The 16132-nt window shown below is 27.8% G+C and carries 9 protein-coding genes, 2 tRNA genes and 1 pseudogene; 4 read left to right on the top strand and 8 right to left on the bottom strand.

The features are described from left to right. Positions 1-11: 11 nt before the first annotated feature. The 6 genes from EXC36_RS01165 to EXC36_RS01140 all read right to left on the bottom strand — a co-directional run bounded on the left by EXC36_RS01165 (position 12) and on the right by EXC36_RS01140 (position 4719). Positions 12-986, bottom strand: a complete 975-nt coding sequence (locus EXC36_RS01165) for an ECF transporter S component (protein WP_010925059.1) — start codon at positions 984-986, stop codon at positions 12-14. Between the two features lie 38 nt (positions 987-1024). Further along, entirely contained in the window at positions 1025-1462 is a 438-nt protein-coding gene (locus EXC36_RS01160) for a 23S rRNA (pseudouridine(1915)-N(3))-methyltransferase RlmH (protein WP_041364004.1), read from the bottom strand. Next, entirely contained in the window at positions 1452-3287 is a 1836-nt protein-coding gene (gene mnmG / locus EXC36_RS01155; RefSeq protein WP_010925057.1) for a tRNA uridine-5-carboxymethylaminomethyl(34) synthesis enzyme MnmG, read from the bottom strand. Before mnmG ends, EXC36_RS01160 begins: the two co-directional genes overlap by 11 nt. An 89-nt stretch (positions 3288-3376) precedes the next feature. Beyond that, positions 3377-4396: a recombinase RecA gene (recA, locus tag EXC36_RS01150; RefSeq protein WP_010925056.1), complete on the bottom strand. Its 1020-nt coding sequence runs from the start codon at positions 4394-4396 to the stop codon at positions 3377-3379. 155 nt (positions 4397-4551) lie between these two features. Further along, positions 4552-4627: transfer RNA gene (locus tag EXC36_RS01145), tRNA-Lys, on the bottom strand. A gap of 5 nt (positions 4628-4632) precedes the next feature. Then, positions 4633-4719, bottom strand: a tRNA-Leu gene (locus EXC36_RS01140). 324 nt (positions 4720-5043) lie between these two features. On the opposite strand from EXC36_RS01140, the gene EXC36_RS01135 reads away from it, so the two are divergent. The 4 genes and pseudogenes from EXC36_RS01135 to EXC36_RS04100 form a co-directional block, all read left to right on the top strand. Further along, positions 5044-6189, top strand: a complete 1146-nt coding sequence (locus EXC36_RS01135; RefSeq protein ID WP_129690089.1) for a lipoprotein 17-related variable surface protein — start codon at positions 5044-5046, stop codon at positions 6187-6189. Between the two features lie 319 nt (positions 6190-6508). Next, on the top strand, positions 6509-7879 hold the full coding sequence (locus tag EXC36_RS01130; protein WP_235666083.1) for a hypothetical protein: 1371 nt from the start codon (positions 6509-6511) through the stop codon (positions 7877-7879). A 456-nt stretch (positions 7880-8335) separates the two neighbouring features. Continuing rightward, on the top strand, positions 8336-10129 hold the full coding sequence (gene lepA, locus EXC36_RS01125) for a translation elongation factor 4 (protein WP_041363992.1): 1794 nt from the start codon (positions 8336-8338) through the stop codon (positions 10127-10129). A gap of 140 nt (positions 10130-10269) precedes the next feature. After that, positions 10270-11481: pseudogene (locus EXC36_RS04100) on the top strand (phosphoglycerate kinase); the annotation flags it as partial. A 1675-nt stretch (positions 11482-13156) separates the two neighbouring features. On the opposite strand, the gene EXC36_RS01115 reads toward EXC36_RS04100, so the two are convergent. Both EXC36_RS01115 and EXC36_RS01110 read right to left on the bottom strand, forming a co-directional pair. Next, on the bottom strand, positions 13157-14896 hold the full coding sequence (locus EXC36_RS01115) for a lipoprotein 17-related variable surface protein (protein WP_129690083.1): 1740 nt from the start codon (positions 14894-14896) through the stop codon (positions 13157-13159). Further along, positions 14865-15917: a lipoprotein 17-related variable surface protein gene (locus EXC36_RS01110; protein WP_129690081.1), complete on the bottom strand. Its 1053-nt coding sequence runs from the start codon at positions 15915-15917 to the stop codon at positions 14865-14867. Before EXC36_RS01110 ends, EXC36_RS01115 begins: the two co-directional genes overlap by 32 nt. Positions 15918-16132: the final 215 nt, after the last annotated feature.

The following is a 16132-nucleotide window of genomic DNA, read 5'->3' as shown; positions in this document are numbered from 1 at the left end:
TTTCTTTTAAATTATCAACTATTTTTTGAATTTTTATTTATTAGGAAAATTATTATTTTATATGAATAATAGACAACAACTAAGTTAACTCAAATTTTAATAGGAGCAGTTATTATATGGTTAAACATAGCAGTGACATAACTTATATTTAAAGATGCCTCATCAGCTAAAGAAATAACATTAACATTTGCAAATTCTAAAAGTGCTGAAAAAACAACAATAGGAATAATAGTGTAGTACTTCTCACTTTTTAAAAAGAATTTACTTATTATCACATAAAAAAACATTAGGATAAAACCAGAAGAGGCTAAAAGCATTAAATATTCAGGTTTACGTAAAAAAGAATCAGCTATTTGTTTTTTACTTAAGATATTGAAAATTAAAACGTAATTAAAAAGGATGGTAATAACAATAAAAAATGCTCCAGCAATCATAAAAACAAAAGTTAAAAATGAATCAACTCTTTTATCCGTGTTTGCTTTAGTTAGTTTTTCTTTTCTTTGGGTTAAAAGTTCAATTTTTTTAGCAAGTTTTTGATTTGTAAAATTAGACTTTTCATAAAGTTTTTTTTCTTTTTCAATTTTTGAATCTAAAGAAAATTCTTTTCTTCTTGGGTTGAAAAAAACTTTAAAAAATTTAAAAAACATTACACCAACAATTCCTGGAATAAATCCATTAATACCTGAGGCTAATGTGTAATAAGGGTGGTAATATGAAGGTAAAAACAAAATTGAAATAAGATCTGTTAAAAGACCTACAAAAAGACCAATTATTGGACCAAAAATATAACCCGAAATCTTAACAGGAAGTCCTGTAAAAGAAATTTTGTATGTAGGCAAGCTAGTGATAGGAATTATTGTAGCTCCTAAAATAGCAAAAACTACTGAAATAGCAATTAAAATTGATACAAAAGTAATTTTTTTAATAGTTCAATACTTCTTAAAAACAACTAATGGTTTTCTTAATCTTAATTTGTAGTTCAGCATGCTTTGAATTATACCTTTTAATAATTATATTATTATAATTACTTATGATAAATTTTGTTATTTAAAATACTAAAACCTCGATATATTTGCTCAATTAACATTAAATGAAAAAGTTGGTGTGGAAAAGTCATTTTTGAAAAATTTATTTTTCAAGCACCTTTAAACATCTTTTCATCAACTCCATGAGAGCCGCCAATGACAAAGCTTATATTGTCTTCTTGAAGAAAAAGAGCAAATTTTTCTGAAGAATATTGCTCTGCATTTAAAGAACAAAGAAAAACTTTGCTATTTTTAGGAATTTTTTCCAAAATAGCCATAGTTTCATTTTTAATAATTAAATCTTTGTTATTACTTTTAAACTCTTTTATCTTGATTAAATTGACATTTGAATAAAAGTTAATTTTTTTGATATAGTCATCAAAAATAACTTGAAATTCTTTTGAAAGAGTTCCAACTGAAATAATGTTAATTTTCATGTTTGCTTTTTTTCAAATCAAGATAAAAAAGTAACATTTGAATATCAGCTGGGTTAATACCACTAATTCTTGAGGCCTGTCCTATAGTTTGAGGGCGAATTTTATTAAATTTTTCTCTTGCTTCATTGGCTAAATTTAAAATTTGTGAATAATCAATTTTTTCAGGAATTTTTAAATTTTCAAGTCTTTCCATTTTAGCAGCTGCATTATTTTGTTTTTTAATGTAGCCTTCTAGTCTTATTTGAATAGTCATTTCATTTAAAAATTCAAAATCTTTTATTAAATCACTTGGCTCAATATCAGGGCGAGTTAGAGCTTGGAAATAACTTATTCCATTTTCAATTTTGTACTTTTGAGCAAAATCAGTTTTCGAAGAGACAAACTTAGTTTTTAACTCTTCAATTTTTTCATCTATTTTCTTGTATTTTTCAAGAATCTTTTGATAGTCTTGTTGAGAAATTAAATGAGCTTTTAGTCCATAATGAGCTAGTCTAATATCAACGTTATCATTTCTTAATAAAAGACGATACTCGGCTCTTGAGGTAAGCATTCTATAGGGCTCTTGAGTTCCTTTTGTTACTAAATCATCAATTAGAACACCAATATAACCATGATTTCTTTGAATTACAATTTCATCTTCACCTTTAAATTTTAAACCAGCGTTAATTCCAGCTATTAGCCCTTGAGCTGCCGCTTCTTCATATCCACTAGTTCCATTGATTTGACCTGCTAAAAATAGTCCCTTGATTTTTTTAGACTCAAGCGATTTTTTTAACTGCAGTGGATTAATTGCATCATATTCAATTGCATAACCTCAAATTTTAACTCTAGCATTTTCTAGTCCAGGTATGGTTTTGACAATTTGTTTTTGAACTTCAACTGGAAATGATGTTGAAAGTCCGTTTATATACATAATGTCCTGGCGAGAAGTCTCTGGTTCAAAGAAAATTTGATGTCGCTCTTTGTCAGCAAATTTCATAATTTTATCTTCAACACTAGGACAATAACGAGGACCAGTACCTTCAATTAATTGAGAGTACATAGCTGATTTATTAATGTTATCTTGAATTATTTTGTGAGTTTTTTCATTTGTATAAGTTAAATAACAATGAATTTGTTTGTCAATTTTGACATTACTTCTAGGTGAAAAAACATAGCCATTAACATCAAGGACTTCCTCTTCTACTTTGGAAAAATCTATTGAATCAGAGTAAATTCTTGGAGGAGTTCCTGTTTTTAGTCTAATTAGTTCAAAACCTAGTCTTTCTAGAGCTTTAGAAAGACCTATTCCGGTTTTTTCTCCATTAGGTCCTGTGTGTTCAATGTCGCTTCCTCTTAAAATTCTTGAGTTCATATATGTTCCGGTTGTCATAACAACAAGATTGGAACTAATAGTTTTGTTTTTTTCAAGTTCAACACCAACTATTTGATCATTTTCAACAATCAAATCAGTGGCAAAATCCTCAAAAATTGTCACATTTTCATTTTGTAAAAGATCTTTTACAATAATTTCTGAGTATTTTTCCTTATCAATTTGAGCTCTAATTGCCCTAACTGAAGGGCCTTTTGATTCATTGAGCATTTTCACTTGAATCATAGCTTTATCAGCATAGTAGCCTTGCACTCCCCCAAGGGCATCAATTTCTTTGGTAATAATTCCTTTTGCAGGTCCTCCAATAGAAGGATTACAAGGCATTGCACCAATTTTATCTTTATAAATTGTAATCAAAGCGACTTTTAAGTTCATTTTTGCCAAAGCAAAAGTAGCCTCAACACCAGCGTGGCCTCCACCAATTACAATAACATCAAAATTTTTCCTAATCATAGTATTGCTATTATATTAAAAAGAGCAATAAAAAAATCACCTAAATTCACAAAATAAAGATTTATAATTAATGATTTTTTAATTTGCTTTTAGGATAACTTTTGATTTTCTTTTTCAACTATTTTTTGAAAAATTTCTTCAAAGAGTTCATTGTTAGACTCAAGTTGAGCTATTAATTTTTGACGTCCTTGAGCTATGTTATTTCCGTTGTATGAAAATCAAGCTCCTTTTTTCTGTAATACATCATGAACAAGAGCCAAATCAGCTACTTCTCCAAATTTGTTAATTCCTTTTGAAAAAATTATTTCAGTTTCTGCAATTTTAAATGGTGGAGCTAATTTATTTTTTACAACTTTAACTCTAATTTGATTTCCACTTATGTCATTATTTAACATAATATTTGTGCTTTTTCTCACATCTAAACGAATCGATGCATAAAACTTAAGAGCTCTTCCTCCGGGGGTGGTTTCGGGATTTCCAAAAACCACACCAATTTTTTCTCGCACTTGATTAATGAAAATCACAGAAGTTTTATTTTTTGATAAAGATCCTGTAATTTTTCTTAGAGCCTTTGACATTAAACGAGCTTGAAGACCAATTGATTGATCCTTCATCTCTCCATTTAACTCAGCTTCAGGAACAAGAGCAGCAACTGAATCGACAACAATTAAGTCTATTGAGCCAGATTTAGCAAGAATATCAACTATTTCTAAAGCTTGCTCTCCACTATCTGGTTGAGAAATTAAGAGATTGTCAATGTCTATTCCTAAATTTTTAGCATAAACTGGATCAATTGAGTGCTCAACGTCAATAAAAGCTGCAAAACCATTTTTCTTTTGAATTTCAGCTATTGTATGAAGAGCTATTGTAGTTTTTCCACTAGATTCAGGGCCAAAGATTTCAATAATTCTTCCTTTAGGAAAGCCCCCTATTCCAAGGGCACTATTAATTGCATATGAGCCAGATGAAAAAACATCAACGTCACATTTTTCTTTTTGACCCAAAAGCATTATTGATTCATTTCCAAATTTTTTTTCTATTTCTTCAATGGTTGATTTAATTATTTTATTTATTTGATTATTTTGGTTACTTTGATTGTTTTCAGACATATTTCCACTTCCTTCAATCTTTAATATCCAAAATTTGCTCTTTTGTCAAAAATAAAAAAAAATTTAGGAAAATTCTTGGTAATTATATTACTTTTTTATGATCAATAAAATAAAAAACACAACCTAAGCTGTGTTTTTGGTCACTTTCGTGAAAATGGTACGCCTTAGAGGATTTGAACCTCTGACCCAATGGTTAAAAGCCATTTGCTCTACCTGCTGAGCTAAAGGCGCTCTATTGGTACCCGGAACTGGAATTGAACCAGCACGGCACTACTGCCGGGGGATTTTAAGTCCCCTGCGTCTACCTATTCCGCCACCCGGGCTTTTAAAAATGCTATGTTATTATAACAAGTTTTAAAATTTATTTCAAAAAAAATAAAAATTTTTTAGTGCTCATTTTTCTATAAATATAGCTGATTTTTAGACCAAAAATATAATAAATTTTCTTAAATTAAGCTATTAGAAAAATAATATAAATTTTTTAGTTATAAATTTGAATAATTTATTATAATATAACACTTTTATTTTATTTTTTTGATTTTTAATTTTAAAATGGTATAATTAAAGTGTGTATGTTTTTGTAAATTAACTAAAATTTGCCCCAAATATACATGAATAAACACGAATAAAAACTAAGGTAGGATGTTATGCTTAAGTCAAAAAAAATTATATTAGCTGCAATTGCAGCAACCGGAGGAACTATAGTTGCGGTTGGTGGTGCGACAACTTATCTTGTGCTAAGTAATAAGCAGAATGGTGAGCAAGGACAACAGTCTAATCCAAACACTAATTCAGAGACTAATCCGGAGACTAATCCAGAGAATAAACCCGATACTAGTCCAACTCCTAATCCAGAGACTAAACCAGACAATACCCCTCAAACTGGACCAAAAACTGATCCAAACACTTTAGAATCTAAAATTCAATCAATAACAAAACTTTCGTTAAAAGAAAATTCATCTATTCAAAAACTTGCTTCGGCAATAACAAGTGAAGATCTTAAAGACATTAGCAAATTTTCAGTAAAAGCAGGAGAAAATGATTTTCAAGTTCCTAGTGATGCTCAACTTTCACTTGAGCTTATAAGTGGAAATAATCAAGTTAATGATGATGCAGGAACTCTTGAAGTAAACTTAAAATTAACCAAAGGTAGCGAAACCCAAAGTAAAAAAGTTAAATTAGAAGGGTTAAAACCAAAACTTTCTACTTTAGAAGAAAGCAAGTTTAGTGTTGATGTAACAGAAAAAGGAAAAATTTCACCATCACAATTAACTAATGAAATGAAAAAGTTAAAAGTTGAAGGTTTAGATGTTGATAATAAATACGATGTTAAATTCGAAAAAGTTTGAGTCAACGATGTTGAAGCAAAAGCAAAAATAAAAGCTACTATTTCTCTAAAAGAAAATCCAAGCATTAAAAGAGATCTTAGTCTTGAAGTTACAGGATTTGCAAGAGTAAATCTTAATCATGAAGCTAACATTAGATGAAAAAATCTAAGTACTCGTCCAAAAGCTCCTGAATTTAGAAATCAAATACTAAATAGTGAAAATAAACTAGAAGAATTAAGAAAATATTTTGATCTATCAATTCCACAAAATGCTAAACTTGAGGTAGTTAAAATAGATCTTCAAACATTTAAATTAAATAATCAATTTAATTATCAACTAGTTTTACATTACAAAATAGTTAGAGATAATTTAGACAATGGTTCTGATGAAAATCCTAGTTCAAAAACTGGAAAAGTTGAATCAAGACAATTCTACCAATATCTTGTAGGATTTTCCAGGAATTAAGATTGTAGATGAAAAATCAAACTTAGTTTTAAAAGAACTAAACAACGAAGCTAAAAAAATTAAAGAGTTAATTTTAAAAAATAACTCAACATATGCACAATCTCTAGTTACTCAATTAAATCCAAATCAAGTAATTGATAGTAACCAAATTAAAAACCATATAAGAGTAAAAGATAACTCTTCAAATCAAAGTGATTTATCTAATGGTTTTAAATATTCAGTAAAACTTAAAGGTCAACCAAATTACAACCTTACAAATGGAAGTGTTGATGTAATTTTAATCATTGAAAAAGATTCTCGAAAAGTTGAAGTTAATAAAGTGCTTTCAGGTTTTAGAAAACTTAACTCAAATGATATTGAAATTAAAAAAAATAATTCATGAGATATATCTAAAACTTATCCAAGTGATTTAAAAGCTAGTGACTTAAAAATTGAAAAAGGTCAAATTACTTCTCCAAAATTTGAGGTTCAAATTAGAAAATCAGTTGCCGATACTGCTCAAGTTCTAAAGTTTTTTAACATAGAAATTGAAGTGGTTAATTACAAAAATTATTCAGGTCAAGTTGATTTCAATGTAAAACTTGTAAGAAATACTTCAAGCAAAAATTCATCAAGCTTTTCAAAAGTAATTACTGGTTTTAAAAGAGAGCAAGTTAGAAATAATAAAGTCTTTTATTCTCATCAAAATCAAAGCTCATATGGGCTAGGTTACTTTTTAACTACAAGAGAATTAATAGATATCTTTGTTAAAGCAAGAAACAACAATGACACAAGAGGTTTAGTTGATTCTTTACTAGAACAAGAAAAAAATAATTTACCTGATTTTAAAAAACTAAAAGAATTCTATATCAAAACAACTGGTGTAGATTCTCAAAATGAAAATCAAATGTTTATTTTTGGTGGTAGCCAAACTATAAATACTCTTGAAAATTTCAAAAATAAATTAATTGATTTTATAAATGAAAATACTTTCTTCAAAAGAAAAAATATAGACAAAAACTCAAATGATTTTAAAACTGAATTTGAGGCAAAAAATGACAAAAATCACAAAAAAAATGTACTTCTAAAATACTACGATTTAGAAATACCTAAGGGTTATACTTTTTATTTAGAAGATAACGCAAAACTTTCACCAATATCAGCTTCTCAAAGTAGCTATAGTGCTTATGAACTTGAATACAAACTAAAAAAAGGTTCAAAAGTAATTAGTAAAAGAACTATTCTTGGTTATGTAACTTTTGTGCCAATCGAGTTTAGAAGAATTTTTGATCAATTTTGAGCTGCAAATTTCTTAAAAACTAGATATTTAAGTAATAATAAACACTGACTATCAGCAATTGTTGATGAGTTAAAACAAATAAAATTTAAAGCAAGCAATAATATCAATACTAATTCAGCACAATTTAGTGATGTAATTAGAAGAAGAATGACAATCGCAAATGATATGCTTACTTATTTCCATGTTGTAAAACAAGATGATAAATACAAAGTAATTAGACTAAGATTTAGATCTTCAGGTGCAGATGGTGAATATATTAATGTAAGAATTCTAGATTCATTTTCTATTGAAACCAAACATGTAAGTGCTTCTAAAGTTGAGGATATTTTAACTTTTGATCAAGTTAATAAAAGTCAAAAAGTAAATGAACAAATTTTTGTTGATGGACTTTTACTTGTAAATTTAAAATAACTCTAAATTAGAACTTTAATTTTTAAAATAATAATTTTTAAACAAGGCCAGCTTTCAAAGGTATTAATTTGAAAATGGCTTTGTTTTTTGTATGAAATTTTAAACAAAAGCTTTTTAAAATTTAGTAAAATAGATAAACTAAGATAGTCAATCTTAAATAAATTCGTTTATAGATACATTTGTATTAATAAAACTTTGAAAAATTCTCAAATGGAGGAAAAATGAGAAAAATTGTTAGAAAAAATAATAAATTAAGAGCTGAAAAAAGAGCTGCTAAATTAAAAAAAGAATACGCTAGAGAAAAAAGAAGAGCACTAGCTCAAGAAAAATCTTCCAAATAATTTTGGGAGTTTTTAATTTAACAATGTTTATAAGAACAAAACTAGCTTTTAATTAGCTTTTCATCTCAAAATATTGTTTAATTTACTTACCCATAATTTCCATATAATAATTTTTATGAATAAATCAAAAATTAGAAACTTTTCAATTATTGCCCACATTGATCATGGAAAATCAACACTTGCTGATCGAATTTTAGAAATTACTCAAACAGTTTCAACTAGAGAGCTAAAAGCTCAACATCTTGATTCAATGGACTTAGAGCAAGAGCGTGGAATTACAATCAAATTAAATGCTGTTCAAATAAAATATAAAGACTATATTTTTCATTTAATTGACACTCCTGGCCATGTTGATTTTACTTATGAAGTTTCAAGATCACTAGCTGCCTCTGAAGGAGCTCTTTTATTAGTTGATGCAACTCAAGGTATTGAAGCTCAAACTTTGGCAAATGCATATTTGGCTCTAGAAAATAACCTAAAAATAATTCCTATTATTAACAAAATAGACCTTCCATCAGCTGATCCAGAAAGAATCAAAGGTGAAATTGAAGAAGTTATTGGAATTTCTGCAAAAGATACCATCTTGATTTCTGCAAAAAGTGGTTTAAATGTTGAAAAAGTTTTAGAAGAAATTGTTGATAAAATTTCTTATCCAATTGATGCCGATGATGACAAACCTCTAAAAGCACTAGTCTTTGATTCTTATTTTGACGCTTATCGAGGAGTTATCTTACTTGTTAGAATTTTTGAGGGAAAAATTGCAGTTAATGATCAATTTAAATTCATCTCTACAAACAAACAATTTCATGTAATTGAACTTGGAGTAAGAACACCCACTGAAGTAAAAAAACCTTTTTTAGAATCAGGAGAAGTTGGATGAATTGCAGCTTCAATTAGAGATGCCAAAGATGTCTCAGTTGGTGATACTCTTACTCTTGTAAAAAATCCAACTAAAGAAGCTCTTCCTGGATATAAAAAAGTTAAAGCTGTTGTCTTTACAGGATTTTATCCAATAGATGGAAAAGACTATCCTGTTTTGAAAGAATCTCTTGAAAAAATATCTCTTTCAGATTCATCAATTACTTGAGAATTAGAATCTTCAAAAGCCCTTGGATTTGGCTTTAGAGTTGGTTTTCTTGGAATGCTTCACATGGAAGTTCTTCAAGAAAGACTTAAACGTGAATTTAACATTGATATTATTGCAACTGCTCCTTCTGTTGAATACAAAGTTTATTTAACAAATAATAAAGTTGAAATAGTTTCAAATCCAAGTGATTTACCTGATAGAAACTACATCAAAAATATTAAAGAACCTTTTATTAGATCCTTTATATTAGTAACTGAAGAATTCATTGGTGGAATCATGGAGCTATGTCAATCAAAAAGAGGAGTTTATGTCAATATTGAATACATTGACAAAAGAGTAAAAATAATCTATGAACTACCTCTAAGTGAAATCATCTTGGACTTTTTTGATAAGCTAAAATCTATTTCAAAAGGATATGCATCATTTGACTATGAATTTATAGAATATCGAGATGCTGATCTTGTTAAAGTTGATATTTTACTTAACAAAGAAAAAGTTGATGCCTTTAGTTTTATATCTCATCGAGAAAATGCTTATGAGCGTTCAAAAGAACTTGCATTAAAACTAAAAGATGTTATTCCAAAACAATCTTTTGAAATACCAATTCAAGCTATTATTGGAGCAAAAGTTATTGCAAGAGAAACAATAAAAGCTTATAGAAAAGATGTTACAGCAAAGCTTTATGGTGGAGATGTAACAAGAAGACAAAAACTTCTGAAAAAACAAAAAGAAGGAAAAAAAAGAATGAAATCAATTGGTTCAGTTGAAGTTCCACAAGAGGCATTCTTGAGTGTATTAAAATCTAATATGGACAAAAAATAAATTATCAACTATAATTGTCGTAGTTGTCGCATTTTTTGATAAATTTGTTTATAATTAAATGTAATAATTTGTTAATATGAAATAAGCTAAATTTACTTATTAACTAAAAGTATTAAATAATTTCAATAACCTGGAGGAAAATGAAAAAACTTATAACTGACTTGAACTTAAATGATAAAAAGGTTTTGATTAGACTAGACTTAAATGTTCCTTTAAAAGGTAAAAAAATAACTTCTTTAAAGAGAATTGAAGAATCTATTCCAACAATTAAATATGTTCAAGAGCGCGGTGGAAAAATTATATTATTATCTCACTTAGGTAGAGTAAAAACAAAAGAAGACAAAGAGAAAAAATCATTATCTATTGTTGTAGAAGCTCTAGCTTCACTTTTAAACTCACCTGTAAAATTTGTAGATCAAACAAGAGGAAAAAAATTAGAAAGTGCAATTGAAAAATTAAAACCTGGAGATGTATTATTAATTGAAAATACAAGATTTGAAGACCTAAATAATAAAGCTGAAACTAATAACGATCCTGAGCTTGGAAAATATTGAGCTTCTCTAGGTGATGTTTTTATTAATGATGCTTTTGGAACTGCTCATAGAGCACATGCTTCAAATGTTGGTATTGCAAGTAACATTAAAGAATCAGCTCTTGGTATTTTGGTACAAAAAGAAGTTAATGCCTTATGGAAATTAATGGAACAACAAGAAAAACCATTTGTGGCTATTTTAGGTGGATCAAAAGTTTCAGACAAAATAAATGTTTTAGAAAAAATAATTGATAAAGTTGATAGATTAATTATTGGTGGAGCTATGGCTTATACATTCCTAAAAGCTCAAGGTATTGGAATTGGTGATTCTATTTATGAACAAGATAAAATTGAATTTGCCACAGAATTTCTAAAAAAATACAACCACAAAATTATTTTACCTATTGACCATGCTCTTGCTAAAAAATTCAAAAATGCAAAACCAATTTTCAACAATGAAAACCCACTAGAAATACCTCAAACATTTATTGGTATGGATGTTGGACCTAAAACAATTGAACTAATTCACAAATACATCAAAGGTGATACTAAACTAGGAATAAGCCCTGCTAAAACAATTTTTTGAAATGGACCTATGGGTGTAACTGAATTTGAAGAATTCCAAAGTGGTAGTTTAGCTGTTGTTGAAGCTATTTCTCAATTAGTAGGAGCTTACTCAGTTGTTGGTGGAGGAGATTCAATTGCTATTATTGAAAAATTAAATGCACAAATGCTTTTCTCACACATTTCAACAGGTGGTGGAGCTAGCTTAGAATTTATTGAATCAAAAGTTCTTCCAGGTATTGATGCAATTCAAAACTATGAACAAACATATGATCAATATGACGCACAAGTTCAAAGTCAAGAATTCAGTCAAGAATTTAGCCAAAACTTTGATTCACCAATGGCTGAAGAAACATTTTCACAAAACACAACTGAAAACTTTAGTGAATTTACAAGTTCTACTCAAGAACACTTTGCTACAAGTGAAAACCAAGAGAATTTAATTAATAACTATGAAAATCCAGAATTTGATTCTCAAGATATGTTTAAAACAGAAGAGCAAAGTGACTCAACTAGTTCATTTTTAACTTCAACAAATCCATTTTCTTCTGAATTTTCAAACGAGTTCAAAACAAGCGACTTTCAAGATTTAAAACAAACTCAAGAAACAGAAATTAAAGAAACTTTAATTCCAAATACTTTTGAACATACAAACGATGATTTAAAGCCTACTTTAGAACAATATGTTAGAGAAACAAGTTTCCAAACAAGAGAATCTACTTTCCCAACAGAAGAGACTAGTTTCCAAACATTAGAAGAAAGTTTTCCTACTCAAAGCTTTGAACACTTAGATCAAACTAGTGAAAAAACTATGGAAATGTCAACAGAAACTAATGAAAGCGTTTCTTCTCAAACCAATAGTTTTACAGTTTCTGACATTCCTAAGACAACAACAAATTCTTTTGATGACTTAGAAAATCCAGAGCCTCAAAACACAACTTTAGAAACATCTAGCTTAGAAACATCAAATTTTGAAAGTTTTAATACAAATAATTTCAATACTCCAAGTTCAACTTTTGATGATTTAGATTTACAAAGTGCAGCTTTCCAAACAAGTGATGAAATTGAAAGATCAACTCAAGAAAATTTCGAACCAACAGAAGTTATTGAAAGTGATTTATTAGCTATGAAAACACATGAACTAGAACAAGAAATCACAGAGAACACTTCAAGAGATATCTTAAGTGAAGACGAAGTTGCAGCTCCTCACAAAAAAAGATTTTGATTCTTTGGTAGAAAAAGATAATTCCAAATTAAGTAATCTTTAAAAAATAACCGCAAAAGTGGTTATTTTTTATATTGCTTTTTTGATTTAAAACTATTGCTTTTAAAAGCCTTCTAAAGGCCAAATCTATTAGTTTGAAAATTTAAATATTAAATTAGCTAAAATAAGCTTTGCTCTACAAAAGCAAATATTTACTTTAAAATTCCACAAAACTAAGTATTATCCAATCAGCGTTTTTATAATTAAATAGGATTGTGACTTTGAAAAACATAAAAGCTTGGTTTATTTGCTTTGTAAATGTTTTTAACATTTTATATAAAAAAATAAATTAGATTTTTTATATAATTTAAGAGTAATTACACTTACCTTCTTTACAACAATGATTTAATCCTTCATTACTTACAATGTAATTACAACGCCCATTAGAATTTATTTTCTAAGGGTGTTTTTTTACTTTTTAAAAAGCTATTTAAAAACTTAAAATAAAATAGCTAGAAAACACTTTTTAAAATCTTTTAGGTTTTTATTCAAACGAGTGCTAAATTGCAAAATAAGAGCTTATTTAAGCTTAAATTTTATTGTTTTGAAATTTATGAACTTTAAAATCAACTAAACAAAGCTTTTTTCTAATGAGCTAGGAGTGTTTAATTGATTTTGGACAAATAAAAAATCTAACTAGTTTTTTGCTAATTAGATTTTTTGCTTTCTATAAGAAATTTAAAGCATCTATTGTGTTATTGCTCAATAGATAAATTTTGCCATTTTCATAAATGAAGCGATTTTTTTGTAAAACGTATCCACCATTATGTCTTCTTATTGTTTGAAATAGAGTATATACACCAGGTGAGGTATTTATCAATTTATCATCTTGAGGAGCTATATTAACATCTTTGAAGAAAATACTATTGTCATTGAATCTATATTTAACTTGTTTTAGTGATCTTCTTAATAGTTCATGTCAAACAACATTAGTGTTTCCGAAGTGTTTTTTAATGTCTAAAACTTCTACTTTTTTAATAAAGTCTTTAATATGAAAATCAACATAAGTTTTGTGACCTGAAGGTAAAATTAATTTACTTTCAATTATGTGAATGCTCTTTGGAGTTACTTTTTCAATTACATATGTTATTTCATAATCACTATATCTATTTTCTTGTGATTCTTGATTAGCTTCTTTATAAATTACTGGAGTTAGTGTTTTTTCTTTTAGATCTGATAATTTATATCCTTTTGGAAGGTATAAATTATAGTAGTTATTAAAAACAGCTAATCTATAGTTAAAGTTTTTTGCTTTGTTAAAATCGTTTTTAAAATCAGCTGCATTTTTATTTAGATTTTTTCTAACTGCAAAAACAGCTCAATCAAATCAATTTTTGATTTTTTCTCTTATTACTCTTGTTTTGTCTCTACCTACTATATGAACATTTTGGAAAATAGTAAACTGCTCTGATAGTTGATCTAAACGAGTTCCACTTCTATATCTTCCTTTAATCGGAGTATATCTTGCAGAAGAGAGATTATTAGTTCTTATTAAAAATGACAATCTATTACTATTGTGTTCATTTGGTTTAACCAAAAAGCTCATAAAGTAGTCAATTAAATAATCTAAATCATCATTTTCTCTTGCATCAACAATCTTTTTAATAAAATCATTTCTAGACACTCTTGTTGTAATAGCAACTGATTTGTGGAAATGATCATTTTCATCAAAGTATCTTCTGAATTGATCTGTAAATAAAGGCTCTTTTTTGAAATTTGTAACACTTTTGCTAATTACAACATTTTCTTGTTCTTTGTATGAACCTCTTCTTGTGAATTTAACATCAAAACTTACTTGACCTGAAAAGTTTTTTAATTTAACATTTTCTAAAGTCAATTTATAAAGATTTAAAATTGAATTATTTTCCTTAGTATTTTTAAATTTAAGCTCAAAAGAGTCAGTGCTAAATGTTTTTTCACCAAATTTAAAATTTGTATCTTTGGCTTTTAAAGCTCCTGGAAGTTGATTAGAAACATTAGCTTTGGCCACTACATCAAATAAGTTTGCATCAAGTTTTGTTAGACCAGAGAGTTTTTTAGTTACTTTTTGAACTATTCCATCTCTTGAAATACGAACTTCAATGTTTAATGAGCCATCAATTAAATTATATTGAGGATTAGTTGAGCTAGAAAGTGAAACTTGAAATTCTTTTTTGACATCAATTTTTGCTTTATTTTTATCTAAAAGTTCAATTTCATTTTCTCAATTTTTAATTTCTTTATTCTCTGCAAACTCTGAAGGCAAACTATTTTTTAAACTTGAATTAGCTTTTAGAGTAACTGTATCAATTTTTGCAATTGTCTCATCCAAGTATCTTTTGATAATATTAAATGTTTGAATATCTAATTTAACCTCTTCAGTTCTTCTGGTTCCATTAATTTGTGTTAAAAAGTAAGTTAAAAACACCTTTATCAAAAGTTCCTTGTTTTGCTTCAAAAGAGACAAAATTAAATTTAAGAGAGCTAGGCACACTTATATCATAGGCGCTTCTTAAAACTTCTAATTTATCTTCAGAGCTTGCTTCTTTTGGAAGAAGTTGAAGACTTTTTATAATTTCATCTGCAGTTTTATTTACTCCGTCTTTAGGTTTTAGAGTAATTCTATCTTCAAGGAATGACTGCTTAAATCCATCAATTGTATAGTCAAAATCTTTTGATTTAGTTTTAGACTTTGCACTTAAGGTAAGTCTTATTTTTAAACTACCTTTTTCATCATCATGAGAAAGTACATGGAAGGAAGTCTCATATTTAGATAAATCAAAAGTGCTAGGAACTTTTCCTTGTGAAGAAAGGCTAATTTTTTCATTAGTAATTTGTTCAACTTCTACAATCGAGCTAGCCAAAATATTTTGTTTATTTGGTATATCTACTTTTAAATTTTGATCACTGATATATTCTAACTCTGAAAGAAGGCCAGTTATTTTGAAAACTTTTTCTAAAAATACGCCATTATCTTTTTTAAGGGAAACAATGATGTTCATTGAACCATCAGTGTTATCAGCACTAGCATTTTGTACAGAGTTTGGATCTATAGAAAAAGCAACAGTGTAATTTTTTGGAATATTTTTTTCTCCAATAAGCATGTTATCTTTTGTGATTAACCTTAAAGAGTTAAAATCCAAATTCTCATTTACAACATTTGAAGGAAGTATTCTTTTTAATTCTGAATTTTTAGATAACTCAACTTTAGCAATGTCATCTAATTCAAAATGAATCTTTTCATGTTTTTCTTCATCTTTTGATTGAGAATCATCAGGAGTGTTTTGCATATCTCTATCTGACTGCTCATTTTGATCACTTTGTGGTTTTTCACTACCTTGACCTTGCTCTTGTTTTTCTTTTTGTTTTGTAGGATCTACGATACAAGAAACGGCTAATAAAGGGGCCACTACAAGCACACTTGTTAAAGTTAGTATTTTTTTCTTCATAGTATATATTTTACTCCTTTTTCGGCTTTTTTCGACTTTCAAAGCGCCATCAAAGGGATAAAACAAAAAAATACAAAAGTTTTATTGAATTTTTCAATTAAAATCAGCTACAATTAGAAACTTCAATATAGACAAAAATTTGCTAGTTTCAATTTATTAAATTTTTCTTAGATTTTATAGTTAAAAAAATGGCTAAATTTAGTCCAAAAATTTAG

Source organism: Mycoplasmopsis pulmonis, from assembly GCF_900660575.1.
Taxonomy (GTDB): Bacteria; Bacillota_I; Bacilli_A; order Mycoplasmatales; family Metamycoplasmataceae; genus Mycoplasmopsis_B; species Mycoplasmopsis_B pulmonis.
Note: the sequence above shows the minus strand (reverse complement) of the source record. Positions and strands in the feature narration are given on the sequence as shown.